At 59.9% G+C, this 23,734-nt stretch carries 19 protein-coding genes; 10 read left to right on the plus strand and 9 right to left on the minus strand.

Going from position 1 to position 23,734, the window contains the following annotated elements; all coding sequences use genetic code 11:
* The first annotated feature begins 98 nt into the window (after positions 1 to 98).
* Positions 99 to 236 carry a hypothetical protein gene (locus AC24GY_RS26925; RefSeq protein ID WP_487689340.1) on the plus strand — a complete coding sequence of 46 codons (138 nt, stop codon included), beginning with the start codon at positions 99 to 101 and terminating at the stop codon, positions 234 to 236.
* 224 nt (positions 237 to 460) lie between these two features.
* Here AC24GY_RS26925 and ahcY read toward each other — a convergent pair whose 3' ends face one another.
* Entirely contained in the window at positions 461 to 1,864 is a 1,404-nt protein-coding gene (gene ahcY, locus AC24GY_RS26930) for an adenosylhomocysteinase (protein WP_461526237.1), read from the minus strand.
* A 139-nt stretch (positions 1,865 to 2,003) separates the two neighbouring features.
* On the opposite strand from ahcY, the gene AC24GY_RS26935 reads away from it, so the two are divergent.
* Entirely contained in the window at positions 2,004 to 2,642 is a 639-nt protein-coding gene (locus AC24GY_RS26935; protein WP_487689342.1) for a 3-keto-disaccharide hydrolase, read from the plus strand.
* Between the two features lie 24 nt (positions 2,643 to 2,666).
* Here AC24GY_RS26935 and AC24GY_RS26940 read toward each other — a convergent pair whose 3' ends face one another.
* Positions 2,667 to 3,266, minus strand: a complete 600-nt coding sequence (locus AC24GY_RS26940) for a lysophospholipid acyltransferase family protein (protein WP_422319651.1) — start codon at positions 3,264 to 3,266, stop codon at positions 2,667 to 2,669.
* 72 nt (positions 3,267 to 3,338) lie between these two features.
* On the opposite strand from AC24GY_RS26940, the gene AC24GY_RS26945 reads away from it, so the two are divergent.
* The 4 genes from AC24GY_RS26945 (at position 3,339) to AC24GY_RS26960 (ending at position 8,251) form a co-directional block, all read left to right on the plus strand.
* Positions 3,339 to 5,591: a heavy metal translocating P-type ATPase gene (locus AC24GY_RS26945; protein WP_487689345.1), complete on the plus strand. Its 2,253-nt coding sequence runs from the start codon at positions 3,339 to 3,341 to the stop codon at positions 5,589 to 5,591.
* Between the two features lie 81 nt (positions 5,592 to 5,672).
* The gene (locus AC24GY_RS26950; RefSeq protein WP_184339791.1) at positions 5,673 to 5,834 is read left to right on the plus strand and encodes a hypothetical protein; all 162 of its coding nucleotides are present in this window, start codon (positions 5,673 to 5,675) and stop codon (positions 5,832 to 5,834) included.
* A gap of 44 nt (positions 5,835 to 5,878) precedes the next feature.
* The gene (locus tag AC24GY_RS26955) at positions 5,879 to 7,252 is read left to right on the plus strand and encodes a tetratricopeptide repeat protein (RefSeq protein ID WP_422319645.1); all 1,374 of its coding nucleotides are present in this window, start codon (positions 5,879 to 5,881) and stop codon (positions 7,250 to 7,252) included.
* A gap of 117 nt (positions 7,253 to 7,369) precedes the next feature.
* Positions 7,370 to 8,251 carry a TerC family protein gene (locus tag AC24GY_RS26960; RefSeq protein ID WP_487689347.1) on the plus strand — a complete coding sequence of 294 codons (882 nt, stop codon included), beginning with the start codon at positions 7,370 to 7,372 and terminating at the stop codon, positions 8,249 to 8,251.
* Between the two features lie 144 nt (positions 8,252 to 8,395).
* Here AC24GY_RS26960 and AC24GY_RS26965 read toward each other — a convergent pair whose 3' ends face one another.
* The 3 genes from AC24GY_RS26965 to AC24GY_RS26975 form a co-directional block, all read right to left on the minus strand.
* A complete protein-coding gene (locus tag AC24GY_RS26965) occupies positions 8,396 to 9,958 on the minus strand; it encodes a sialate O-acetylesterase (RefSeq protein ID WP_487689349.1) in 1,563 nt (520 codons plus the stop codon).
* Between the two features lie 115 nt (positions 9,959 to 10,073).
* Complete coding sequence (locus AC24GY_RS26970; protein WP_487689351.1) at positions 10,074 to 12,251, minus strand: M56 family metallopeptidase; 2,178 nt, start codon at positions 12,249 to 12,251, stop codon at positions 10,074 to 10,076.
* A complete protein-coding gene (locus tag AC24GY_RS26975) occupies positions 12,248 to 12,634 on the minus strand; it encodes a BlaI/MecI/CopY family transcriptional regulator (RefSeq protein ID WP_487689353.1) in 387 nt (128 codons plus the stop codon). The genes AC24GY_RS26970 and AC24GY_RS26975 overlap by 4 nt, the downstream gene beginning before the upstream one ends.
* 209 nt (positions 12,635 to 12,843) lie before the next feature.
* Here AC24GY_RS26975 and AC24GY_RS26980 point away from each other — a divergent pair, with 209 nt between their 5' ends.
* Complete coding sequence (locus tag AC24GY_RS26980) at positions 12,844 to 13,530, plus strand: M14 family metallopeptidase (RefSeq protein ID WP_487689355.1); 687 nt, start codon at positions 12,844 to 12,846, stop codon at positions 13,528 to 13,530.
* A gap of 16 nt (positions 13,531 to 13,546) precedes the next feature.
* Here AC24GY_RS26980 and AC24GY_RS26985 read toward each other — a convergent pair whose 3' ends face one another.
* On the minus strand, positions 13,547 to 14,704 hold the full coding sequence (locus AC24GY_RS26985) for a pyridoxal phosphate-dependent aminotransferase (protein WP_487689357.1): 1,158 nt from the start codon (positions 14,702 to 14,704) through the stop codon (positions 13,547 to 13,549).
* Positions 14,705 to 14,774: 70 nt separating this feature from the next.
* Here AC24GY_RS26985 and AC24GY_RS26990 point away from each other — a divergent pair, with 70 nt between their 5' ends.
* On the plus strand, positions 14,775 to 15,872 hold the full coding sequence (locus AC24GY_RS26990) for a DNA alkylation repair protein (protein WP_487689359.1): 1,098 nt from the start codon (positions 14,775 to 14,777) through the stop codon (positions 15,870 to 15,872).
* 14 nt (positions 15,873 to 15,886) lie between these two features.
* Here AC24GY_RS26990 and AC24GY_RS26995 read toward each other — a convergent pair whose 3' ends face one another.
* From AC24GY_RS26995 to AC24GY_RS27005, 3 genes are all read right to left on the minus strand, one after another.
* Complete coding sequence (locus AC24GY_RS26995; RefSeq protein ID WP_487689361.1) at positions 15,887 to 17,233, minus strand: prenyltransferase/squalene oxidase repeat-containing protein; 1,347 nt, start codon at positions 17,231 to 17,233, stop codon at positions 15,887 to 15,889.
* A gap of 2 nt (positions 17,234 to 17,235) precedes the next feature.
* Positions 17,236 to 17,808 carry a c-type cytochrome domain-containing protein gene (locus AC24GY_RS27000; protein WP_487689363.1) on the minus strand — a complete coding sequence of 191 codons (573 nt, stop codon included), beginning with the start codon at positions 17,806 to 17,808 and terminating at the stop codon, positions 17,236 to 17,238.
* A 66-nt stretch (positions 17,809 to 17,874) separates the two neighbouring features.
* Complete coding sequence (locus tag AC24GY_RS27005) at positions 17,875 to 18,687, minus strand: CCDC113/CCDC96 family coiled-coil domain-containing protein (protein ID WP_487689365.1); 813 nt, start codon at positions 18,685 to 18,687, stop codon at positions 17,875 to 17,877.
* 177 nt (positions 18,688 to 18,864) lie between these two features.
* Here AC24GY_RS27005 and AC24GY_RS27010 point away from each other — a divergent pair, with 177 nt between their 5' ends.
* The gene (locus AC24GY_RS27010; protein WP_487689367.1) at positions 18,865 to 20,661 is read left to right on the plus strand and encodes an NADPH-dependent assimilatory sulfite reductase hemoprotein subunit; all 1,797 of its coding nucleotides are present in this window, start codon (positions 18,865 to 18,867) and stop codon (positions 20,659 to 20,661) included.
* 146 nt (positions 20,662 to 20,807) lie between these two features.
* The coding region (locus tag AC24GY_RS27015; protein ID WP_487689369.1) for a TIR domain-containing protein at positions 20,808 to 23,734 on the plus strand (2,927 nt) is incomplete at its 3' end.

Raw genomic sequence — 23,734 nt, forward strand, 5'->3', positions numbered from 1 at the left:
CCATGGCTCGAAATCGGCAATGCCATGCGCGACTTCCCCCTAGTTCCATCCATTAACGTTGCATTGCAAAATGTTGGCAGCCATGCCTTGCAAGAGGCATGCGGCTCAGCCACAATCCATGTGCGCCCAACAACACGCATATCATTATGGCCAAAGGCAACAACGCTCACAAAAAGGAAGTCAAAAAGCCGAAGAAGGAAAAGCCCAAGCCAGCACCTGCAGGCCGCAAGAGCTAGGACTGGCGGCTTGAGGAGCAGTGGATGATATGCTGCTCGGTTTTATGATGAAGGAGTAATCGTTGCCATGCAGGCAATGAGGATTTTTCCATGCACTGGCGCATTCATCCAGAAGTTCATGGAGTGTAAAACCTGAGGACAAAAAAGAGCGGCCATTGCTGGCCGCCCTCGTGGTTTTGGGGTTGTGATGGATGAGGCGCCAGTTGCGGCGCAGCCGGGCTACTTTAGTAGCGGTAGTGATCGGTCTTGTAAGGGCCTTCGACGGGGACGCCGATGTAGTCGGCCTGTTCCTTGGAGAGGACGGTGAGTTTGACACCGATCTTGGCGAGGTGGAGGCGGGCGACTTCTTCGTCGAGCTTCTTTGGAAGCACGGTCACACCGACGGGGCGGGTGTCCTTGGTTTCCCAGAGTTCGATCTGAGCGAGGGTCTGGTTGGTGAAGCTGTTGCTCATCACGAAGCTCGGATGGCCGGTGGCGCAGCCGAGGTTCACAAGGCGGCCTTCCGCCAGCATGAAGATGCTGTTGCCTGCCGGGAAGGTGTACTTGTCCACCTGAGGCTTGATGTTGAGGCGCTTGACGTCCGTGCGGGCGTTGAGCTTGTCGACCTGGATCTCGTTGTCGAAGTGACCGATATTACACACGATGGCCTGGTCCTTCATCTTCTCCATGTGGGCGAGGGTGATGATGTCCTTGTTGCCAGTGGTGGTGACGTAGATGTCGCCGTAGCCGAGGGTGTCTTCGATCGGCATCACGCGATGGCCTTCCATGGCGGCCTGAAGGGCACACACAGGGTCGATTTCGGTGACGATGACCTGGGCGCCCATGCCGCGAAGGGCAGCTGCGCAGCCTTTGCCCACGTCGCCGTAGCCGCAGACGACGCCGACCTTACCGGCGATCATGACGTCGGTGGCACGCTTGATGCCGTCGAGGAGGGATTCGCGGCAGCCGTAGAGGTTGTCGAACTTGGACTTGGTGACGCTGTCGTTCACGTTGATGGCGGGGAAGAGCAGCTTGCCGGCCTTGGCCATTTCATAGAGGCGGTGGACGCCGGTGGTGGTCTCTTCGGAGACGCCCTTCAGATCTTTGACGATCGTGTGGAAAATGCCGGGCTGGTTCTTGGCGATGTCCTTGAGGAGGTCCTTGATGACCTTCACTTCGTGGTTGTCGGAGGGGGAGTCGACCCACTTGTCGCCGTTTTCCATCTCATAGCCTTTGTGGATGAGGAGGGTGACGTCGCCACCGTCGTCGACGATGAGCTGCGGGCCTTTGTCTCCTGGGAAGATGATGGCCTTCCAGGTGCACCACCAGTATTCTTCGAGGGTCTCGCCCTTCCAGGCAAAGACAGGGGTGCCGGTGGCGGCGATGCCAGCAGCAGCGTGGTCCTGAGTCGAGAAGATGTTGCAGGAGGCCCAGCGGACATCAGCACCGAGTTCCTTGAGCGTCTCGATGAGCACGCCGGTCTGGATGGTCATGTGCAGGGAGCCGGTGATGCGGACGCCAGCGAGAGGCTTCTTGGGGCCGTACTTCTCGCGGGTGGCCATGAGGCCTGGCATTTCGCTCTCGGCGATGTCGAGTTCTTTGCGGCCGAAGTCGGCGAGGGCGATGTCTTTTACTTTATAGTCTGACATGAGGTGTGTGTGGTGGGTTCGGGTTAGGGTGAAATGGAACGGATCAACGTATCAGGATACGTTGATATGTTCCAAATAGATGCCTTGATGTCAAACGGGGATTTATCTGGCTGAGACGGACCGTTTGAAGCTGACCACCATGAAACTTGCCTCTCTCTTTGCCTGCCTTTGCCTTGCTGCCTCCGTCCACGCAGAAGATCTTCACCCTGCGGCGGACGCGGCAGGTTTCGTCCCGCTCTTCAATGGCAAGGACCTCGCGGGCTGGAAAACGACGGGGAACTGGGTCGTGGAGGCTGATGGCAGTGTCTCGCTGCACCCGCGTGAGGGGGAGAAAGGCTGGCAGCGGTATGATGCCTACATCGCCACGGAGAAGTTGTACGGCGACTTCGTGCTGGACCTGGAATTCAAGATCAACGCCAAGGGCAACAGCGGAGTGTTCATGCGCGTGGGCGACATGAAGGAGCCGGTGAAGACGGGCTTTGAGGTGCAGATTTTGGACACCTATGGACTCGAAAAACCGGGGCATCATGACTGCGGCGGAATTGTGGGTGGCATTGGCCCTTCCAAGAACATGGTCAAACCCGCCGGCGAGTGGAACCGGTACACCATCACGGTCAAAGGCCGCAGTGTGAAGGTGGTGTTCAATGGCGAGCAGGTCATCGATGCCAGCCTGGACGACATCAAGATGGCGGACCGTCCGAACCTGGGCCACATCGCTTTTCAAGATGAGGCGCTGCGTGTGTGGTATCGGAATGTGCGGATCAAGGAGCTGAAGTAGCATGCCGCTGTCTTCAGCAGAAAATCACCGCCGCAGTTTCAGCACGGCCTCGCGGGCGCGGATGAGGAATTCTGGCTTTGATTCGTCCTCTTGAAGGCGGATGGGCTCGCCGAAGGTGACGCTGCCGAGAACGGGGACGGGCAGGACTTCGCCTTTGGGGAGGATGCGGTTGAGGTTTTCCATCCACACGGGGACGAGTTGCACATCGGGCCGCTTTTTGGCGAGGTGGAAGAGTCCGGGCTTGAAGGGCTGCGGCTCGGGAGTGGTCTGGCGGCCGCCTTCGGGAAAGAGGATGAGGGAGTGGCGGTCTCCCATGGCCTGGACCATTTCGACCAGCGGATTGGCCTCAGGTGTGGGCTTTTTGCGCTCGATGAGAACGGCATTGAATACATGGCAGGCCAGGAAGGGACGCACGCGGCCGACCGACCAGTAGTCTTTGGCACCGACCATGCGGGTGACGGCGCGGACGGGGGCAGGCAGCGAGGCCCAGAGCACGGGACCGTCGAGGTTGCTGGTGTGATTGGCGAAGTAAACCCGCTGCACCAACTCCGGCGCGCAACCCTGCCAGCGGGCGACGGAACCAGAGAACACACGCAGCGATCCGGCGATGAGACTGCGAATCATGTGCAGAAGATGTGCGAAGAAGTAGAGGTTGTCACGCGGCTTGCTTGTTCGTAGTGATTCACTCTCACGCGCATGCCAAATTCCACCCCTGCCCCTCCCGACTCATCCACCTGGATGACAGCGCTGGCCGAGTTCCTGATGGAAGAGCCGGCGATTGAATCGATCCGGTTGAATCCAGAGTCGAAACGAGTCGAGATGGCCACCCTGGGTCAGGTGGATGGCGAGCTGCTGCAGGCGAAGCTCTCCGAAGTGCTGCGGGCGGTGGACGCCCGGTGGCTGAAGCAAAACAGCCAGGTGCCGCCGAGCAGCGGGATGCTGGATGTGCAGCAGAAGGCGGACGGGGCCTTTGTGCTTGAAAAACCTTCCTGCCCAACGGCACCGAAGTTCTGGAAATGGCGCGACTTTGCCTGGCCGGAGCCGGATGAGATGGAGCAGGAGAGCGACAATGAGTGGCGCGTGCTGGCGCTGCAGGCGGGACTGTGCGCCGTGACACTGGTGGCGGGCTACATCACCGAGCGTTTCTTTTCCGCACCGGCGTGGCTGCCGAAAAGCTTGTTCGCCATCTCGCTGATTTCAGGCGGCTGGGATGCGGCGAAGGACACCTGGGAAAACCTGCGCGAGGGGAGGCTCGATGTGCATTTCCTGATGCTGGCCGTGGCCACGGGTGCGGTGTCGATTGGCGCGTGGGAGGAGGGCGCGCTGCTGCTGTTCCTGTTTTCGACCTCGGGTGCGCTGGAGCATTTTGTGATGTTCCGCACGCACCGGGAGATCAATGCGCTGACGAAGGCGGCACCCAAATTTGCGCATGTGCTGCAACCCGACGGAACGACGGCGGACCGTGGCGTGCAGACGCTGCAGGTGGGCGATGTGATCGTGGTGAAGCCGGACGAGCTCTTCGCCGTGGATGGCACGGTCATTGAGGGCTCGACGGCGGCGGATGAATCGACGCTGACCGGCGAGGCGCTGCCGATCGCCAAGGAGAAGGGTGCATCCATCTACGGGGGCACTTTGAACCAATGGGGGATGGTGCAGGTGCGTGTGGACCGGCTGGCCACGCAAAGCGCGCTGGCAAAAATCATCACGATGATCCAGACCGCGCAGCATCTGCGCGCGCCGAGCCAGCGGTTCACGGACCGCTTTGGCACGCGGTACACGCTGCTCACGCTCGGGGTGGTGGCGCTGATGTTTTTCGTGTGGTGGCTGGGCTTTGGCATTCCGCCGCTGGAAAATACCGCCGCTTCAAAGTCTTCGTTTTACCGCGCCATGACGCTGCTGGTGGTGATGAGCCCCTGCGCGCTGGTGCTTTCGATCCCTTCGGCCATTCTGGCGGCGATTGCCTGGGGGGCGCGACGCGGGGTTCTGTTCCGTGGTGGTGCTGCGATTGAAAAGCTTGCCGAGGTGAATGTCATCGCCATGGACAAGACGGGGACGCTGACGGAAGGCGAGCTGAAGGTGACGAAGATCGAAAGCTTCCCCGCCGGCCGGGAGGAGGACGTGCTGCGGATCGCCGCGAGCCTGGAAGCGAATTCGAACCATCCCATCGCGCGTGCGGTGACGCAGTATGCCAAGGCGCAGGGCATCGTGGTGGAAAAGCTGGCCGAGTTTCAATCCATCGCCGGCCAGGGGCTGCGCGGGCGCACGGCCGCTGGGCTGAGCTATGTGGGACGGCGCGAACTCGTCAAAGACAGCGCCCTGGGGGAGGTGCTGGCCGGGGTGCCGGACGCACCGCTGGGCTTCAGCGAGGTCTGGGTGGTGCATGAACAGATCGTGGGCCGGGTGCTGCTGAAGGATGAGATCCGGGCCGGCAGCCGGGCCGTGCTGGAAAAACTGGCCGCCGATGGCGTGCGCACGATCATGCTGACCGGTGACCGCCGTGCGGCGGCGATCGAGGTGGGGGAGAAACTCGGCATCGCTGAAGTGCGCGCTGGATTGCACCCGGAGGACAAGGTGGCCGCGATCCGCGAACTGACGCTGGCCGGCCACAAGGTGGCGATGATCGGGGATGGTGTGAACGATGCGCCGAGCCTGGCGGCAGCCTACGTATCCGTGGCGATGGGGGCGCGAGGCAGCGACGCCGCGCTGGAGCAGAGCGACGTGGTGCTGATGCAGGACAAGATCGAAAAACTGCTGTCCGCACGGCGCATCAGCCAGCAAGCGCGGCGCATCATTCAGCAAAATCTGGTCATTTCCCTGGGCAGCGTGATCGTGATGGCGGTGGCGTCCTTGTTCGGCGTCGTACCCCTCACGCTGGGCGTATTGACGCATGAGGGCAGCACAGTGGTGGTGTGCTTAAACAGCCTGCGGCTGTTGTTTGAGAAGGAATGAAGCCGCCTGCCATTTTTCATCTGCGTAACTCCGTGCTGGACGATTCCCCCCTTTTCTTCATAGAGTATTCAAAATTCTGGCATGCGCATTCTCTCCAAAGTCCTCTGGACCCTCGCTTTCCTCGTCGCCACTTTTGTCTGGATGGTGCTCTTTGAGCACGGATTCAGCATGAAGGGTCTGACGGAAGGAACGGGAGCGGAGCTGCGTGGCATCGCCGCATGGTTTGGTGGCGGGAAAAAATAACCGCCGCCCACTTACATTCAAACACGTCAAGAACCCCCAGCATTATGATCGTTCAGGAAGCAGAACTCGACCCCAAGTACCAAGCCCTTTGGAAAAAAGCCCTCATTTCCGCCGAGCGGAAAAACTGGGATTATGTGATCGACCAGGTGCTGCCCATCGTGACGGCCAACGTCGGATTTCTGGACGGCCGGAAACTGCTGCGCAGCGCTGAAGGCGAAGCCACCGGTGGCAGCGGCGGCAAGAAGTTCAGTTTTGGTCTGGGCGGCCTCAAGCCAAGCTCCAAAAAAGAGCCGGCCGAAGCCATTGCAGACATGGAAGAGAACGTGTTCCGCAAGGACCCCTTCAACCTCAACGCGAATGAGCAGCTCTATGACATCGCGATGAAGATGAATTTCCCGGAGCTGGCCGCGTTTGCCCTGGAGACCATCCGCGCCGGGCATCCTGAGAACACCAAGCACATGCACAAGCTGGCGCAGCATTACATGGCCCATCAGCAGCCGGAGCTGGCCGCTGAAGTGTACCGCCTGATCTCCGTGGTCAATCCGCGTGACATGGAAGCCAAGCAGGGGGAAAAGAACGCCGCCGCGCAAAGCTCCATCAAAAATCAGGGCTGGGGCTCCGCGAACTTCAAGGATGCGATGAAGGACTCCGGCGAGGCCGCCAAGCTGGAAATGCTCAGCCGCCAGGGCATGACGCAGGAGCAGATGGAGCAGTTCCTGGCAGAAACTATCGAGCAATACAACGCCGACCAAGGGAACATCGTCATCGTCAAGCGCATGTCGGATCTGTATGAGCGCCTCGGCCAGCTCGATACGGCGCTGATGTTTTACGATTACGCCCTCACTCTGAACGCCGGTGACGTGGCCCTGCAGCGCAAGGTGGAAATCCTGCGTGACAAGGTGCAGGAACAGAAGATCGCGGATTATGAGCGCGAGATCGAAACTGATCCTGATGCGCCCGACATTGACGACAAACGCGCGCAGCTGGCCGAAATCCGCCGTCAGCGTGCGAGTGTGGTCATCAGCGAGGCGAAGACCCGTGTGGACCGCAACCCGACCGACAAAGGACTGCGCTACGAACTGGGCCAGGCCTACTTCAACGCAGGCATGTATGGCGAGGCACTGCCGGAGCTGCAGCAGGCGAAGTCGAACCCCAACATGCGCATCAAGGCGATCCTCATGCTGGGACGCTGCTTTGAGCGCAAAAACATGAACGACCTGGCAAAAACCTCGCTGCTGGAGGCCTCCAAGGAGCTTCTCGTCATGGACGCCACCAAAAAAGAGGTGCTCTACGAGCTGGCCAACGTGCTGGAAAAAATGGGCGACAAGGCGGGAAGCCTGGACGCGCTGAAGGAAATCTACAACGCCGACTACGGCTACCGGGATGTGGCGCACCGAGTGGAGTCCTCCTACTCATAACTGATCTTTTCAGGTCTCCCCTGCTGACACCCCGTTTCGTATTCCGAAACGGGGTGTTTTTTGTTTGCCTCCAAATGGTACTGGAAAGCCGGGGCACGTCCGCCATCTTGCGGGCTGATGATATTCGAATTTCTCGCCGCCACCGACGTCTGGACCACAATCAAAGACGGTGCGCCCGTCGTTCTCGCCCTGATCCTGATCGAGGGTCTGCTCTCCGTGGACAACGCGCTGGCGATCGCCGCGATGGCATCCCATCTGGATGAAAAGCAGCGCAAGATGGCGATGAACATCGGCTACATCGGCGCCTATGGTTTTCGCATCGTGGCGCTGCTGACCGCCAGCATCATCATGGACAACCACTGGCTGATGCTGGTGGGTGCGCTCTACCTCGTGTGGCTGATGTGCGCGCATTTTGCGGAGCAGGAGGAAGGTGATGAGGACGGGACGGTGAAGGCAGCCCAGCACAGCTTTGGCAAAACGATTGCGATGATCGCTTTTCTCGATCTGAGCCTGAGCTTTGACAACGTGGTCGCCGCCGTGGCCTTCGCACGCGACAGCAAGGTGCTGGTTTATGTTGGTGTGACACTCGGCATCATCACGCTGCGACTGGTGGCCGGTTACTGCATCAAGCTGCTGGCGCGGCAGCCCTGGCTGGAGCACACGGCATTTCTGCTGGTGGGCTTTGTGGGTCTGCTGCTGGGGCTGGAACTTTTTTGGGACCAGAGCGTCAAACAGGTCGTCGAAATCGGTGGTGTCAGCCTTATCAGCGAGGCGGGCGGGCATTACCACATTGCGAAGGCGGTTAAATTTGCCGGCATCATTGGAATCATTCTGGTGCACCTGGCGTATGAGAAAAACGCGGCGGTCAAAGGCGTGGTGCGCCCGGTGATGCGCCTGCTGCTGCTGCCTGCGCGATTGATTTCTGGTGTGGTCGGGGCTGTCTTTTCTGTGATCTCCTGGCCGTTTCGTGCCGTGTGGTCTGCCGTGACCCAAAAATAAGAATCCCCCGGCTGTGAGGCCGGGGGACTCCGTGAATCATGTGATAGCGTTTTCCGTTACAGATTTACGGAAAGGGAGCGTGGAGACGCTCGGAGGCGGCTTGAGGACAAGCCGCCCTACCTCGCGGTGGGCGAAGCCTGTCTGTTACTGCTTCGGCTTGGTGAGCATTTCGAAGTCGTCGCTGCGGAAGGGTGTCACTGGCAGGCCGTCGATGCTGTAGAGATTGCAGACAGGATTGTCGGACCATGCGTAGCGGACGGCCACGGGTTTGGCGACGCCCTTGGCGCTGACTTCGAGCTTGTCTTTGCCGGTGATTTTCGCCTGGGCCCAGACCCATTTTTTGTCTTCGCCGCAGACCACGAAGCCCTTCACTTCCGGAACATCCACCGTGCGCAGGCTGCTGCCGAAGGTGTCGAGGGTCACGATGACTTTGTCTCCTGCGAACTCGGCGGCTTTGAACTCGGGGCTGCGATAAGGCAGCTTCATGCCATAGTCCTTCACCAGCGCCAGTCGGGCGAGACGCTCGGCCACATCACGCTTGTTTTTGGGATGAATGTCATTGGCCTCACCGAGGTCGATGATGACGGCCTGGCCACCGTTTTTGATGGCGTTCTGGGTTTTCGTCTGGCTCTCGCGCAGCTCGGCCCATTGGCTGGCCGTGGCCTGCCCGGCGTCGGTTTTTTCGCCCATGAAGTCAGCCAGCTGCACCCAGTAGAAGGGGAAATCTCCCTGCTTCCATTCATTGCGCCAGTTCTGGATCATGAAGGGGAAGAGGCTGGCGTACTCGTAGGCACGTCCGGCATTGCTTTCGCCCTGATACCAGATGGCTCCTTTGATGCCATAGCCGATGGTGGGGAGGAGTGCGCCGTTGTAGATGTTGCCGGGGCGGGCATTGCCGCGCAGCCAGGCATCAGGTGGGGCAGGAGCGCGGGCGGTGAAGGGTTTGCCGGCTTTCCTGGCTTCATCCGCCTGCTTCTTCCAGTTGGCGAGATCGGCGTCATACTTGGTCTTGGCTGCGGGGGAAGTGAGGAAGGCCTCGTTCTTCTTCGTGTTTTCCATCAGCAGCTTGAAGCGTGCGTCTTTTTCGAGTTCGCCGCGATTCACCCATGCCTCGGCAGCACTGCCGCCCCAGGCGTTGTTGATCAGACCCACGGGCACATCGAGCATGTTGTGCAGGACGCGGCCATAGAAGAAGCCGACGGCGCTGAAGCCGCCGACGGTTGCAGGCGAGCATTCTTTCCACTCCCCCTTGAAGTCCTTTTGCGGCTCCTGAATGCCTACGTTTGGCACCGTGATGAGGCGGATGTTCGGATACTTCGCGGTGGCGATCTCCAGATCGGCGTCCCAGCTGGAACCGACATTCCACTGCATGTTGGACTGGCCGGAGCAGATCCACACCTCGCCGACGAGCACGTTTTTGAGCTCCTTGGCGGTGGTGCCTTTGATCGAAATCGTGGCGGGTTTCGCGTTGGCGGGCACGGGATCGAGTTTCACGGTCCATTTGCCATCGGCGCCGGCCTTGGTGGTCTTGGTTTGGTCTCCAAATTTCACGGTCACTTCGGTGCCGGGAGCATCCCAGCCCCAGAGCGGATTGGTCTGCTTTTGCTGCAGGACCATGTTGTCGCCAATGATGGCGGGGAGTTTGAGTTCAGCGCGGGCAGTACATGCCAGCGCAGCGAGTAGGGTGGTAAGTGAGAGGAGTCTCATGGATGGGTAAAAAGCAGGACGGAACAAACGCAGCCCGAGGCTGGGTTTCAACAAAGTTTCCATCTTCCTGAGTCAGGCCTGAGCCACCCGCTTGAACCAGCTTCGGAGGCATGGTTCATTTCACGGTGGCCTGCGCCGTTCTGGCTTTCTTCACATCCATCTGTTTTTCAGCTTTTTTCTCCGGCGTCCACAGCTTCCAGATGGGGAGCATGCTGCTGGTGGTCTGGGCGGTGGCGGGTGAGGCACGCTCCATGATGGTGACGTAATCGGACTGATTGACAGCCATTGCCTGGAAAGTTTCCGAACGCTCAAATAGCTTTTGATAGGCCTGCTGTGCCGCATCAGCCTGACCTTTGAGTTTGTGATGATTCGCGATTTTGGATCCCAGATCCAAAGCAACGGCCCGCTGCTCCTCGATTTTTATGTCGATGACTTCCACTTTGCGCTTCAATGAGACGATTCGTGACTGCATGTCCTGCTGGATTTCTTGTGAAGCTGAATCGAGCAGATGCTTAGCCTTGGCTATTTTTTCATCGACAGCCATGACCTCGGGATGGTCCGCCTTGTGGCTCTTCAGCAGGTAGTCCCTATCATTTCTCAGCACAAAAAGCTCGCCCTGCGTCTTGATATAAATTTGCTCCATCTCTGACAAATTGCCGCCCTGAAAATTGCGATTCACCACCTTGCTTTGCGCCAGATTGGAAGGCGAGATGTTCATCTGGGTGAGTTCCAGATCCATGATTTCGGTGTGAGCCTGCTCACGCTGTGATTCGAGAGACGTGAGGAGAACCGCCGCCTTGTTGTTGCCATTGGTGATGACAAGAAGGTTGTTTTCGCGCTGAAAACTTTCCAGGGCTTGGATTTTATCCTCCATCTCCTTCCGCTTTGTCACTGTCTCCTGCATGAACCTGTTTAGAACTTTGCCTTGCGTCTGCTCCCGAACACTTTGGCGGAAGGCGATGAACTCATCCAGCAACGCGTCGATATAAATCCGGGCATACTTCGCATCATCACCCGTCCCCATGACTTGAATGATGCCGCTGCCCTTGGTCTGGGATGCGTGGACCTCCACTTTGTGATCCGTCATATCAGGATGCAAAGCGCGCACTCGCTCAACTGCTCTGCGCTGCATCTCCGTGCTTTCGAGCGTTTCGATGATCGTGCCGTAAAAGTCCTGCCTTTGCTCCTGCCATTGGGGGGATTCAGTCGCCCCCATATTTGGACCCGAGACGAGCTTTGCCGTGCTGCGATACAGCGGCGGCTGGGGCACGAAGTCCACCTTGGTGGCGGCGAGCACTGCCAGCAAAACAACGACGACTGCAAGCACGCTCAGAGCGCCCATGCCAATGCGACCGCGCCAGCGGTTTGTCTTGATGAGGGCCTGCACGCGCTGCTTCACACCGTCGTTGCCGAACATGGTCACGCCGAGACCGCTTTTCATGCGTGAGGGCAGGCCTGCGGCGATTTCGACGAGAGTGCGTGCATACTCCGGCGCATGCTCGGCGTCGCTCACAGCCAGGTCATCCGCCGCGTGCTCTGTTTCGATGCGAAGTTGTTTCCGCGCCAGCCAGGCCAGTGGCTGCCACCACCAGAGGCAGAGCACGGCCTGAGAGAGCCACTGCCACAGCCAATCACCGCGCTGCCAGTGCGCGGCCTCGTGTCGAAGCACTGCGCTAAGGCGGCTCTCATCCCACGAGGCGGATTCGGCGGGCAGCCAGATGACGGGTTTGCGCCAGCCTGTGAGCATGGGTGACGTCAGCTCACTCGCCAACCGATATGCCGTCCCGTCTGGCAGTCCGGCTTCGCTGCCGATTTTCTGCATCATTCGCGATGCGGCACTGCAGCGCCGGCTGAGGGCACGCAGACCCAACAACACCCCAACTACACGGAGACAGAACCACAGTGCCGCCATGCCCAGCCAGAAACACACCGCCCATCTGTCAAAACCATCTGCGATCTTTTCCCATGCACTTTTCTCCGGAAGTTCGAAGAGCGGCAGTTCCACCACGGTCGTTTCGAGCTGAAGCGCCGGAGTCACGTCCACCTGCCATTCCATGACAGCCACTGGCGGCGTCAGATCGGGCATCAGCCTCCATGCGCCGACAATCAACAGCGCCACGACACCCAGCCGCCAAACCGCGCTGCGTGACCGGGCGGAGCGGTGTCGCAGCCCCATGGCAGCCGCCGCTGCCACGCAGAAGACTGCAGCGCTGGTGATGAAGGCGGAAACGAGGAGAGCCAGACCTTTATGCAGAGACAGCGTCAGCAGAGCATGATTGATGAAAGTGTTCATGGCTTGCGTGCCTCCTCGATGAGTTGAATAAGCTTTTGCGCCTCTTCAGCGCTGAGTTTCACATTTCGCTGTCCGAGAAGGGCCAGTGCGGCCTCGCCGACAGAATTGTCGAACAGCTGATTCACCATTCGCGTCAGCACGCCCGCCCTGGCCTTCTTGGTCGAGACAGGAAGCGAGAACCAATCCCTTCCGTTTTCCTGGGTCTTCACCAGCAGGTCTCTTTCGACGAGCAGGCGCAAAATCGATCTTACCGCCGAGTAAGTCGGCGCGTCCGGCAGCTTTTCCTCGATCTCACGAGCGGAAACCCGTTCGTGCTTCATCATGATTTCAATCACCTGCCGCTCGCGGCGGCTCAACTCATTGGAATGTTTTTCGTCCCACATGAGTGTTGATTTTTCAACACCTTTGGCGATTCGTCAAGCGTGATGTTGAAATTTCAGCAGGCCATGCCGGACGGCCGATGACTGGGGTACTGGATGATGATGGAAGTCAGCGCTTGAAACCCTGACGCTTTCATCCCATTTGCAGGTCGCGGGCAGGCATGCGATTCAGCGTGGACCATGCGCTTCCGGCCTCATGACTGATGATTGAAATGGATTCCAGAGAACCAGGCAGCTTCCTCCCGAAGAGTGTCAGCAAGCCCGTGAAGACGGGCCATGGCATCAAGATCGGCATCTTCGCCGGCATTCATGGGGATGAAGAGGCGGGCACGCTGGCCACGCATGAACTCATCGAGTGGGCTGCTGAGAGGCCGGAGGAACTGCATGACTATGAGCTGCATTTCTTCCCGATCTGCAATCCCTCAGGGCGAACGCTGGGCACAAGGCACAGCCACAGCGGGCTGGATTTGAACCGTGAGTTTTGGTTTGGCTCCACTGAGCCGGAGGTCGTCTATTTGGAAGCTGAGCTGCGGCGTGAGCGCTATGACGGGATCATCTCGCTGCACTCTGATGACACGTCTGACGGCTGCTATGGATTCGTCAGCGGTGCGCTGCTGAGCGAGCATCTGCTGGAACCTGCGCTGCAGGCCGCGAGTGAGTTTTTGCCGCGCAACGAGCAGCACATCATCGATGGCTTCCTGGCCTCACGTGGCATCATCAAGGAAGGCTATCTCGGCATCCTCAGCGCGCCGCCAGAGCAGCGGCCGCATGCGCTGGAGATTGTGTTTGAGACGCCTGCGCTGGCGCCGATGGACGCGCAGGTGAAAGCGGCGGTGGCGGCGGTGAAGAGGATTCTGGTGGAGTATCGTGAACTGCAGGCGTATGCGGCGAATCTTTGACCTGTTGAAGGTCCCCTCACCGCCCCTGCTTCACACGCAGCAGTTTTTCTCCTGCCGCGTTGAGCGTCTCAAGCTGCTTGGCGTAATGGAAGCGGATGAAGCGGTGTTCGGGTTCGCGGAAGAAACTGGAGCCGGGGACGCCGGCGACGCCGACTTCGCGGACGAACCATTCGGCGGCTTCGGTGTCGGTGGGGAAGCCGAGGGATGAGATGTCCATGAGGACGTAGTATGCGCCGTGGGGCTCGGTGAATGGGAGGCCGGTGGCGCGGAGGTGATTGAGGAAGATGTCCCGCTTCTCGGTGTAGAGATCGCGCAGGCCGTGGTAGTAGCTGTCAGGCAGTTCGAGTCCGGCGACGGCGGCCTCCTGCAAGGGTGCTGCGGCACCGACGGTGAGGAAGTCGTGCACCTTGCGCGCCTGCGCGATGATGTGCGGCGCGGCCTGCACGTAGCCGAGGCGCCAGCCGGTGATGGAGTAGGTTTTGGAGAGTGAATTGCACACGATGACGCGCTCCGCTGCGCCGGGAAGGGAGTGCATGTATACGTGCTCATGCGGTGCGTAGACGATGTGCTCGTAGGGCTCGTCGGTGATGACGAAGGCATCGTGCTTTTCGGCAAGATCGAGGATCATCTGCAACTCGGCACGGGTGAAGACTTTGCCGGTGGGATTGGAGGGATTGCAGACGATGATGGCTTTTGCCCCCTGCGCAAAGGCGCGGGCGAGCTCATCGGGATCAAAGCCGAACTGCGGCGGGCGGAGGGGCACGTAGATGGGTTCGGCCCCGGAGAGGATGGCGTCTGCGGCGTAGTTTTCGTAGAAGGGTGAGAAGACGATGACTTTGTCCCCGGGCTCGCAGCAGGTCATCATGGCGCACATCATGGCCTCCGTGCTGCCGCAGGTGACGACGAGGTTTTGATCTGGATCGACGGGGGTGCCGGAGAAGTGGGTGATCTTTTTGGCGAGCGCCTGGCGGAAGCGCGGCGCGCCCCAGGTCACGGCGTATTGATGGAAGGGGCCGCGGGTGGCGTGTTCCAATGCGGCGAGGAGTTCCTCCGGTGGATTGAAGTCGGGAAAGCCTTGGGAAAGATTGATCGCGCCGTGCTGATTGGAGAGGCGCGTCATCGCGCGAATGACGGATTCGGTGAAGGCGTGGAGGCGGCGGGAAGTTGCAGGCATCCTTGCGATTTGGGCGAGAAGCCGCCAACGTGCAACCAACCAATCTGACCCACATGCGCTGCCGCTGATCATGCCTCCTGAACCCTCCCCTCCGCCACAGCTCAAAGAATGGTTTGATGCCACCCGCTATCGGGCCATCGCCAAGGAACTCGCCAGCATCGCGCCGAAATTTCGTGCGGATGATTTCATGAAGACTGTGCTGGATGGACTTGAAGCCCGCAGCCTGATGCAGCGGGTGCATCAGTGCGCGGTGGCGGTGGATGCGGCGCTGCCGGGGACGTATCAGCAAAAGGTCCGCGCGCTGCAGAAGCTGGCGCCGCGCATCGGCCATGAATTCGTGACGATCTTTCTCGGCGATTTCGTGGCGACGTACGGCCTTGATGATTTCGATTTCTCCATGGAGGCGTTGAGGTTTTTCACGGTCTTTGGCTCGGCGGAGTTTGCGGTGCGACCGTTCATTCTGGCGGATCAAAAACGTGCGTTGCAAATGATGCACGAATGGACGGCTGACCCGGATGATAAGGTGCGCCGCCTCGCCAGCGAGGGATCACGGCCGCGCCTGCCCTGGGGCATGCGTTTGCAGGCGCTGGTGCGCGACCCCGAGCCGACGGCGAAGATTCTGGAGGCGCTGAAGGATGATGACTCGCTGTTTGTGAGACGATCGGTGGCCAATCATTTGAATGACATCACGAAGGATCATCACGACTATGTTTTGCAGCGGCTCGAAGCGTGGGATCTTGAACGCGAGCACCTGAAGTGGATCGCGAAGCATGCGTGCCGCACGCTGATCAAGCGCGGGCATCCGCGTGCGCTGAAGCTCTTTGGCTTTGGCAAAAAGGCGGAGGTCACGGCAAAGCTGGCGGCTTCTCCTTCACGCCTGGAACTTGGGCAGCGGCTTACGTTGACGGCTGCGCTCACTTCCACCTCAAGCCGTTCGCAGCGACTCGCGATCGATTACGTGGTGCATTACGTCAAAGCCAGCGGAGGCAGCGCGGAGAAGGTTTTCAAGTGGACCGAGATCGACCTTCCAGCGCACGCTGAAATCGAACTCGTCAAATCGCAGGTGGTGCGCGATTTCACGACGCGGAAACACTACTCAGGCAGGCACCGAGTGGAGTTGCAGGTGAATGGGCAGCGGGTGGCGGAGACGATGTTTGTCCTGGCCTGAATGTGCCTCCAGGCTCAGCGGTAGAAGGTTTCGAGAATCAAGGTGCAGAGCGCCTGACGATACGTGGCATCTGCGGCATCGCCGGCAGGCCAGTTGGGACGGCCGCGTTTGAAGGAGCCGTCCGGCTGCTGGGCTGCGAGGATTTGCGGCATGACCTGCGAGGCGAAGGTCGTCCACTCGGCCCCGCCATTGAGGAAGAGCGCATTGCTATAGCCATGCCAGCAGTAGAGATTGCAGTTTTTTTCCCAATCCGGGGGCTCGGCCTGGAGGAAGCCTGAGATGAATTTGACGCCTTTTTTAGCGGCTGGTGTGCTTTTTCCAGCAAGCATGAGATGGCCTGCCGCAGCGCCACCACTGAGGCTCCATTGGTTGTAATGTGCTTCGCGGCTGGCACCGCCGAAGCCACCGTCCTTGGTTTGAACGGAGTCGATGTAGGACAGCGCTTTTTTGATGCAGGACTCCAGCCCGTCGATCTTCAAGCTGGTGGCCTTGGCGACATTGAGCGCCTGGAAATGCCAGTTGGCCAAAGACAGATCTGAACCGCTGCCTGGATTGTAAACGATGGTTTCGCCGCCGTAGGTCCAGGAGCCGCGACTGGTCTGCTGGCTGATGATTGTCTTCATGGCTGTATCAAAGGACTCTCGCAGTCCAGGAAGGCTTTTTGAACCCAAGCGGGCCGTGATATAGGCTTCGCCAACGGCAACGGTGGCAATGGCATGCTCGTAGGTTCCAGCTCCGCCACCACCCTGCCCCTGCCATTTTTCGCTAAAAATGCCGCTGGGGTTCTGTTTGGCGAGGGTGATCAAATAGAGCAACGCTTTCACCACAGAGTCTCCATACTCGGGAGAATCGGGTGTCTCACCGTGGCCAAGGAAACACTGGAGCACGAAGCCGGTCATCGCGCCTTTGTTGCTGCGGCCCCATGAGCCGTCGGGGTTCTGGCTGATTTTAAACAGATTCAGGGAGGTCACCACCGCTGCATCCATCTCTGGAGTGCCTCCGCCGCGGCGGATGGCCTCCAGTCGAGTGGCGGGCAGAAAGCGGGCGCGGTAAGATTCGGGGAGGCTTTTGAGAGAGGCTTCCGAAAGGCCACCGGGGGCGGTGCTTACCGGAGCATTCTGCATGGCCAGCCAATGGTCCTTGGCATAGGCCTTGTCAGGGGGACTGAGATTGTCGATGGCGATCTCAAAGTCCGCGCCGCTCTTCAGGCGGACTTTGACCGCACGCTGGGCGACATTCACGCCGACCATTTCGGCCTCGATGATCTGGCCGCTGGTATTCGTCCAGGAACGCATCTCCGCCACTGCCGCGCCGCTGAGCAGCGAGAGACTGAATGCGGCGATGCACCCTGCGCGCTTCATGATTATTTCACTGCGGCTTTGGCCTGGGCCTGGCTTTCGGCAGAGAGCTTGCTGAGTGCCAGAATGTGCGTGACGCCGGTGGAGGGAATTTTGAGGAGTACGCTGTCGCCTTGAAGTCCTGCGAATTCGGCCTCGATGGTCTTGCCTTCGGTGTTGGTCCATTTGAGGACGCCGCCGGCTGCTGCAGGCATGGCGGCCGAAGGTACGGCTGCGGGCGCTGCGCCACCGCCGGTGAGGCTGGCGCCTTCGGTGATCCAGGCTTTGAAAAGGTCGAGTTCGGCAGCGGTGAGTTTGTTCTTGCCTTCCGGAGGCATCACGTCGGCATCGTCATCTGGCAGTGTGCAGTTGATGAACATCGTGCTCTTCATGGCTTCGCCGGGAATGATGTTTTTTCCGGCACCGATCTGCTCGGGCAGCTTGTCATCATCGAGGGCGAGCTTGCCTTTGACCTTCTTGGTGGTGCTGTGGCAGGCATAGCACTTGGTGCGGAAGATGGGGGCGATCTGCGTTTTGTAATCGACCGCAGAAGCAGCGGTGGTGGTCAGGACAAGAGCGAAGAGAAGGCTGAATTTCATGGTTGAGTGCGACATGGAACGATCAAACGGGCGGTTTGCCTAGATTAATTTATGGATTCCGTGCGTTCAGCGAGCGGAGGGGTCGAGCTGACGCAGCTGCTGCAGGGTGGCCAGAATAGCGTCGCGCTGGGCCTGCAGGCGGCTGATGCCCAGCACAGCGCGGCTGCCGGAAAGGGTATTGAGCAAGGGGCTGGCCTCCGGCTGGGAGGAATTCCACAACACGCCGCGCATGGCGCCGGGGTTCTTGGCGGCGAGCGCGTGATAGTCTGCGTTCAAGGCCAGACGTTGTGCGGCAAGCTGAGAGCGGAGAATATCCACCACATTGCGGGATGGAGCGGGAGTCTGGGGCGGACTGGCCTGCTCACGAGCCAGCCGTGACTCCATTTCGCGGGCTTGGAGCTGCATTTTCTCGCGGGCTTTTTCTGCGGCCTCCTGCGGATCGTAGCAGGCCTCCCAGCGGAGGTCCGGGGTGGTTTTCGCGAAGGCGACTCTGACCAAGCCATCGGCGTGCCGGAGGGAAACATCCTCGGCGCTGACGGCGGTGATCTCGGCGTCGCGCAGGACTTTGCCATCGTCCAGGCTCAGCACGGGAAACTTCCTGCCCACCATGGCGCTGCGGCGCTGGGTGCGGAAACGGTCAAACTGAGCTTTGAGAGCCTTGAGCTCCTCCTGCGTCTGGGAGAGCTCCAGCTGGGTCTTTTTCAGAGTGGTCTGTACCGCCGCAAATTGCTGCATCTGTGCCTGCAGGGAGGACAAATCTGCTTGTGATTGCTCCAGGAGATGGTTGGTCTCATCGACACGGGTCTGCAGGGTCTGATTCTCGATCTGCAGAGCATCGTACTCGGTTTTTTTGACACAGCCGCCCAGCAGCAAGAGCATGGCGGCTGTCACTGGAAGAATGCGAGTAGGGTGCCTGCTCATTTCCAAAGAGAATGTAATCCTATTCAATCCCGTTTGTCACGCATCCCCTACCATGATTTTCAGAATGACGGCCTGGCCTCAAGGCTTGCATTCAAAGTATCCTAGCCGAGACTGAAAGCCCCCAAACCACCCTTTATGAGCAAAGCCTCCGTCGAAGACATCAAACTCGCCTCAGCAGGCCTCCGTGGCCAGCTGGCCGAGCAGTTCGCTGATACCAGCACCCCGAACATCCCGGAGGACTCCAACATCCTGCTCAAGCACCACGGCTCCTACCAGCAGGATGACCGCGATGTGCGCGCCGAACGCACCAAGGCGAAGCTGGACAAGGCCTGGAGCTTCATGATCCGCAGCAAGATGCCGGGCGGCCGCATCACCGCGAAGCAGTGGATGATCCATGACGACCTGTGCACCAAGGCCTTTGGCAACATGCGCCTGACCAACCGCCAGGGCATCCAGCTCCACGGCGTGCTCAAGGGTGGCCTGAAGGAAGTCATTTCCAATGTCTGCCACAGCGGCCTCAGCACCATGGGTGCCTGCGGCGACGTGGTGCGCAACACCATGGGACCGGCGGCTCCAATCAAGGACGCCGTGCACGCTGATACTCAGAAGCTTACGGAGGAAATCAGCCAGCGCTTCCTGTGGCGGAGTTCGGCCTATGCGGACATCTGGCTCGACGGCGAGAAGCTGGAGCCCAATTGGATCCAAGATCCAGAGGTGAATCCTGCCGTGCGTGAGGTGACAAAGGCCCCTGAAGGTGATGACCCGATCTACGGCAAGGTTTATCTGCCGCGTAAATTCAAGATCGGCGTGGCCATCCAGCCCTGCAACGATGCGGACATCTTCTCCCAGGACGTGGGCCTCGTGCCGCACGTGGTGGACGGTGCCGTGGAAGGCTACACGATCACCGTGGGTGGTGGCTTTGGCATGAGCCACGGCCAGCTCAGCACCCGCCCCTTCCTGGGCCAGCCGCTGCTGTATGCGAAGCGTGCGAACGTGGTGGATGCCATCGAAGCCGTCGTGACCACGCAGCGTGACCACGGCAACCGCACCGAGCGCAAAAACGCCCGTCTTAAGTACACCGTGCAGACGATGGGCCTCGACGGCTTCCGCGCCGAAGTGGTGCGCCGCCTGCCGGGCATCGAAACTTTCCCGCCGAAGGAGCTGAACTTTGACAGCGTCGAGGACAAGCTCGGCTGGCATGAGCAGGGTGACGGCAAGCTCTACTGCGCCGTGCATGTGAGCATGGGCCGCATTGTGGACCGTGAAAACGGCCCGCACTACCGCAGCGCCTTTGTGGAGCTCTGCAAGACGCTGGACCTGCCGCTGATCGTGACGCCGAACACGAACATGATCATTGCCGACGTGGCGCACGATCAAAAGGACGCCGTGGATGCCATCCTGGCCAAGCATGGAGTCATCCACGCGGACGGCATGACCCGCGCCCGCAAGGTGGCCCACGCCTGCGTGGCCCTGCCGACCTGCGGCCTGGCACTGAGCGAGTCCGAGCGTGTGCTGCCGGGCTTCATGGACAAGATCGACGAAGCTCTGCGTGAACTGGGTCTCGAAGACGAGCCGATCCTCTTCCGCATGACGGGCTGCCCGAACGGCTGCGGCCGCCCTTACAACGCCGACTTCGGCTTTGTGGGTCGCTCGCCGAACAAGTACGCGATGTTTGTGGGTGGCAGCATCCGCGGCAACCGCCTCGCCGGCCTGGAGTACAAGACCGTTCTCGGTGAAGAAGTGCCGGTGAAGGTGCGCGCCTTCCTGGAAGCTTTCAAAGCGGAGCGCAAGGATGGTGAGATCTTCGCCGACTGGTTCGCCCGCACCCGCACCACGGGTGAGGCACCGACGCCGGAGCAGTTCCACATCGAACTGGCTGAACGTGCCGCCAAGCTGGCCGAAGCCAAGACGACGGCTGCTGAGGCGGGTTAATCCTCCCAAAAGCATCGAATTCGAGGCGGCCCGCACCTAGCGGGCCGCCTTTTTTGTGGCTAAGCCGGCTGTCAATTCATCCAAAAGTAGGCCACAATCCTCCAAAAAATTTGCCAAACATCCAATAAAAGGCACTATCCCTCCAAATGAGCACGCCCGTGATCCTCTTTGGTGATTCCCTCCGGGAAGCAGCGAAACCTTGGTTGGAGGAGCTGGGGAAATCAGACAGGGACCGCATGCTGAGGCTGCTCAAGCTCTCCATCACGGAGAAAACCCGGCTGTCCGAGGCGCTGACCCAGCTATTCCCCGGCGAGGACACCCAGACCGCCCTCGCCAATCTGACCCGCTTGCGCAACCGCCTCAACGATGCCGGTGAGGCTCTGGGCCTGAGCTTCAAGGTCGATACCCAGAAGAAGAGCCCGCCCACAGAGCGTGCAGTGTGGTTCACGGGACCGGATGCGGCGGTGCTGCGCGCCACCCGCTTCTCCCAGCAGGCCACGGCGGACATTGAGGGAAAACCCTTCATTCCTTCCAAAGGCATCGCCACCACGGGCAAAGCCATGGAGGGAAAGAAAATCTTCGTCCGCTTTTTTGTCTCGTATGCCCGGGCCAACAAAGACCTGGCGGACAGCTTGGTGGCCGAACTTAAAGACCAGTTTGGCTGCTCCAAACGCTATGAAGTCGAGCTTTGGATGGATCGGGACACCACCGTTGGAGATCGCTGGCACGAACGCATTCAAGAGGCCCTGCGGGCATCGGACTTTGGACTGCTGCTCATCGGCCCCAAGTTTCTGACGCGAGACTACATCCGAGAACATGAGCTGCCTCACTTCATGCAGGATAAAAAACCCATCCTTCCCGTGGGCCTGATCAAAGTGGACTTTCAGCATCAGGATTTGCTGGGACTGGCGGAGCATCAGATCTTCCGCCTGCCGGGGAAGAACGACAGCGCACGCTTTTACGAGGAGATGTCCGGTACACCCAAGAAGCGGGAGTTTGTCCATCAGCTCTTCCTCGCCATCCAGAAGCGTCTTGATGCCTCCTTCGCTGACGGTTCCAAAAATGATGCGGGCACTCCTGCCTGCAGCGAAGACGAGGAGACGTGCGAAGTGCAGGCAGGAGTGCCTGCATCACCACCCGATCTCCAGCGGTACATGCCCACCCCGGAGGAGACGCGGCACTTCCAGCGCACGCGGGGCTACATGCACCAGCTCTCTCAGCGGGAGTCGATTGATCCGGCGCGGGTGAATCTGGGTGAGGCGCGGGACGCGCTGGATGAACTGGAGGCCTGGGCGGTGCGGAAGGAAGGCTCGCCGTTTTTTGCCCTGCTGGGAGAGGTGGGCATTGGCAAGACGACCACGCTGAAGCAGTTCACGCGGCAGTTGATCGAGAAGCGCCTGAAGGAGCCGGCGAAATACTCACTGCCCATCTACATTGATCTGCGTGACTATGTGAGCGACAAGCCCGAGACGGTGCCGACCATTGAGGAGTTGCTTACCAGCGTGATTCAACGTTCCTGGCGTGTCACGGATCGCAGCGTCACGGCAGGTGATCTGCTGCGGCTGGTGCGCGAGGAGGGGGCGCTGATCATCTTTGATGGTTTGGATGAAAAGATCGTCCACCTTACCCCCAGCCGGGCGCGGGACTTCATCCGCACGCTCTGGTCCGTGCTGCCAGATGCCATGCTCCCTAGGAGCGGGGCCACCCTGGCCCCGTCTGGCAAACTGCTCATCTCATGCCGCAGCCACTACTTCCGCGATGTGTGGAGTCAGAACGCTATGCTCACGGGTGAGGACCGCGAGGGCATTGACCGCAGCCAGTATCCGGCGTTCTGCTTGCTGCCCTTCGATGAGGCGCAGATTCGTGGCTACCTCACATCCTTCCTTGGTGATGAGAAACGCGGTGGTGAGGCCTTTGAACTCATCGCTTCCATTCACAATCTGCGTGATCTCGCCGAGAGGCCCTACCTGCTGAGCCTCATCAGCGGGCGGCTGGGTGAATTGGAGGCGCTGCAGATGCGCGGGGAGACCGTCAATGCCGCGCGATTGTACGATCTCGTGGTGCGCTCATGGTTGAGCCGGGATGACGGCAAGCACCATCTCGACGCCATGCACAAGCGTCGCCTCATGGAGGCCCTCGCCGCCGCCCTCTGGCGCAGCGGGGAAAAGCAGTGGGACGTGGACCGTTTGGAGGAATGGTTTGATGAGTTTCTGCATCAAAATCCCGCCATCGCTTCGGCGTATGCGAATAAAGATCGATCCTTGCTGAAGGAAGACCTGCGCACCGCCACCTTCGTGCTGCGGCCGGATACGGAGGCGAAATACTTCCGCTTCGCCCACACATCTTTGCAGGAATACTTTCTGGCCAGCCACCTTGCCCGAGCATTGATGGACAGAATGTACGCAGAATGGAATCTGCCGATGGTCTCGCTGGAGACGCTGGATTTTTTGGGGCAGATTTTGGCGGTGGGTGGTTCTGATGCGGCCATCGCATCGCTGGGGCGCATTCTCGGTGGCGGGTGCCTGAATGCGGCGCGGCTGGCCTTCAAGTACTGGCTGGAAGCCATTCGCCATGATCATCCTGAGCCACAGCCGCAGCAGGTGAATCTGGCCGGGGCGGATCTAGACGAATGGCACCTCACGGGCCGCAGCAAGGACCAACCGCTGAACCTGCGTGGGGCCAATCTGCGTGGCCTACAGCTCAATCGTGCCCGTGTTACGTTCGTGGATGTCAGCGACGCCGATCTAAGCGGACTCGAAGCGCGGCAGGCGTTATTCCAGCGTGTGAACGCCTCTCGTGCGAAGCTGGCGGAAGTGGACTTGGCGGGATTGGAATGGCGGGGAGGGACGCTGCTGGGGGCCACTGTCGAAAGGGAAACGCTGGAGGTGGCGGAGCTGCTGCAGGTCGAGACTGCGGGGCTGGGTCTTGCCCCGGGTCCTCGTGCCTCGCGAGGACATGTATCATCCAAGATATATACCGGGCATCGCGCTGCGGTCACCGCCTGCGCCTGGAATCCGCGCGGGACCGCCTGGGTTTCAGCTTCAGATGATGGCACCCTCAAGCTCTGGGATGC

The sequence above is a fragment of the Prosthecobacter sp. Pr1 genome, assembly GCF_057652315.1.